This is a genomic window from Microvirga sp. P4_G7 (genome assembly GCF_056401005.1).
Genome location: NZ_JBFUKD010000446.1, coordinates 1 through 3,219, shown reverse-complemented (window position 1 = coordinate 3,219; position 3,219 = coordinate 1). Strand labels below are relative to the sequence as shown.

General features: G+C 62.2%; 1 protein-coding gene. It reads left to right on the top strand.

Annotated elements, in window-relative coordinates:
- Positions 1-3,219, top strand: a 3,219-nt coding sequence (mfd, locus tag AC1DT3_RS16120; protein ID WP_477466257.1) for a transcription-repair coupling factor, incomplete at both ends; no start/stop codon positions are given.

Here is a 3,219-nt window from a genome sequence, read left to right as displayed (position 1 = left end):
CAACGCATGACGACGCTGGCCCGTCTCGCCCGCTCGAAAACCTCCGAAGAGAGGCCCCGGATTCTCTCCACGACAGTCAACGCCCTGGTCCAACGGGTGCCGCCGCGCGCCAGGATCGCGAAGGAGACGTTCTCGGCGGCGCCGGGCAATGTGATCGATACGAAACTTCTGATCGAATGGCTTGAGATCAATGGGTTCCTGCGCTCGGGAACCGTTCGGGACACGGGTGAATATGCCGTGCGCGGCGGCATCATCGATCTCTATCCCGCCGGCTTGCCCAATCCGGTCCGGCTCGACTTCTTCGGCGACTCGCTGGAATCGATCCGCGCCTTCGATCCGGAAACCCAGCGCACCGTGGGTACTTTGCGCTCGCTCGATCTCGTCCCCATGAGCGAAGTGCAACTGACGACCGAGAGCATTCGTCGGTTCCGGCAGGCCTATGCGGCCACTTTCGGAGCGCCGACCCGCGACGATCGATTATACGAGGCTGTAAGCGAGGGGCGCCGGTATCCCGGTGTCGAGCATTGGCTGCCGCTCTTCCACGACCATCTCGATACCCTGCTCGATTATGTCCCCGGCGTACCGGTCGTCTTCGACACGCTTGCGGACGACGCCGCGGCAGAACGGTTGTCGCAGGTTCAGGACTATTACGACGCCCGCCGCGCAGCGATGGGCGAGAGCCAACCAGGTGTCGCGCCTTATCGGCCGCTTTCCCCGGAGCTGCTTTACTGGAAGCCCGACGAATGGGCTTCGCGCATTGCGGATGTTTCGCTCGCGCGGCTGACGCCTTTTGCGATTCCAGAACAGGCAGGCCGTGTCGTCATCGATTGCGAGGTGAGACGAGGGCGTAACTTCATCGCCGAGCGTGCAGACGAATCCACCAACGTTTTCGAGATCGCCGTTCAGCATATTCGCGACCTCCAGAAGTCGGATCATCGCGTCATCGTCGGGGCGTGGTCGGAAGGCTCGCGCGAGCGCCTCAGCCACGTGCTGCAGGACCATGATCTGCGGCAGACGAAACCCGTGTCCCGTTTGGCGGATGCCCTGGCGCTGCCGAAGAGTGAGATCCCGGTCGCGGTCTGGAGTTTGGAATCCGGATTCGAGATGCCCGGCCTCGCTGTCATCAGCGAACAGGATATTCTCGGCGATCGACTTGTGCGCCAGAAACGCAAATCGAAGCGCCCGCAGGATTTCCTGACCGAGGTCGCCGCGCTCACACCGGGAGATCTCGTCGTCCACGTCGATCACGGCATCGGGCGCTTCGTCGGTTTGCAGACGATCGAGGCGGCCGGAGCGCCGCACGATTGCCTCGAGCTTCATTACGCCGGCGGTGACAGGCTTTTCCTGCCGGTCGAGAACATYGAGCTCCTGACCCGCTACGGCTCAGAAGAAACCGAGGTTCAACTCGACAAGCTCGGTGGCGGGAACTGGCAGGCGCGCAAGGCGCGCATGAAGCAGCGTATCCGCGAAATGGCGGGTGAGCTGATGAAGATCGCCGCCGCACGCATCCTGAAGGAAGCGCCGCGCCTCATCCCACCCGAAGGTCTCTACGACGAGTTCGCCGCCCGCTTCCCCTATGACGAGACCGAGGATCAGCTCAACGCCATCGAGGCGGTTCTGGACGATCTCGCCAGCGGCCGCCCCATGGACCGGCTGGTCTGCGGCGATGTCGGATTCGGCAAGACGGAAGTCGCGCTTCGCGCAGCATTCGTCGCCGCGATGAATGGCAAGCAAGTCGCCGTCGTCGTGCCGACGACGCTTCTCGCGCGCCAGCACTACAAGACGTTCTGCGAGCGTTTCCGCGGCCTTCCGCTCAACATCGCGCAGGCTTCACGCTTCGTCCCGGCGGGCGAAATGAAGAAGACGAAAGAGGGGATTATCGACGGTTCGGTGGATATCGTCGTCGGAACGCATGCGCTCCTTGGAAAGTCGATCCAGTTCAAGGATCTCGGCCTCATCGTCATCGACGAGGAACAGCATTTCGGCGTCAGCCACAAGGAACGCCTCAAGTCCTTGCGGGCCGAGGTACACGTTCTGACGCTGTCGGCGACCCCGATTCCGCGCACTCTGCAACTGGCGCTTACCGGTGTGAGAGAGCTCTCGCTGATCACCACGCCGCCGGTCGACCGGCTTGCGGTGCGCACATTCGTCACGCCGTTCGACCCGCTTCTGGCGCGCGAGGCCCTGCTTCGCGAACGCTATCGGGGAGGGCAGGCTTTCTATGTAGTGCCTCGCCTCGACGACCTGGCTGACGTCAAGACTTTCCTGGATCGCGAAGTTCCGGAAGCGAAAGTCGGCATTGCCCATGGCCAGATGGCGGCAGGACAGCTCGAAGATGTCATGACCGCGTTCTACGAGGGCAAGTACGACATTCTGCTGTCGACGACAATCGTCGAGTCGGGCCTCGATATTCCGACCGCCAACACATTGATCGTTCACCGCGCCGACATGTTCGGATTGTCGCAGCTCTACCAGCTGCGTGGGCGTGTCGGGCGCTCGAAGACGCGTGCCTACGCCCTCTTCACGGTCCCCGCGAACCGAACGTTGACCGTTCAGGCGGAGCGCCGCCTCAAGGTTTTGCAGACCCTGGATACTCTTGGCGCAGGCTTCCAACTGGCCTCGCACGATCTCGATATCCGAGGCGCCGGCAACCTGCTCGGCGAAGAGCAGTCCGGCCACATCAAGGAAGTGGGTTACGAGCTCTACCAGCAGATGCTGGAAGAGGCGGTCGCTCAATTGAAGGCCGGCATTGAAGAGCCGACGGAGGATCAATGGTCGCCGACCATCGCCATCGGCGCCCCAGTCATGATCCCCGAGAGTTACATCTCCGATCTGCAACTGCGCCTCGGGCTCTATCGCCGCCTTTCGACGCTCGAGACCGACGCCGAGATCGATACCTTCGGAGCGGAGATGATCGACCGGTTCGGCCCGTTGCCGACGGAGGTCGATCAGCTGTTGAAGATCATGGCGATCAAGGTGTTGTGCCGCCGCGCCAATGTCGAGAAGGTCGATGGCGGGCCGAAGGGCATCATCGTGTCCTTCCGCGACAACTCTTTCGCCAACCCCAATGGATTGATCTCTTACGTCACCGAACAGGCGTCCTTCGCGAAGGTCCGCCCCGACATGAAGATCGTGTTCATCCGGGATATCGAGGATCCCAACGATCGTATCAAGGCAGCGACCACGATCCTGCGCAACCTTGCGCGGATCGCCGAGAAG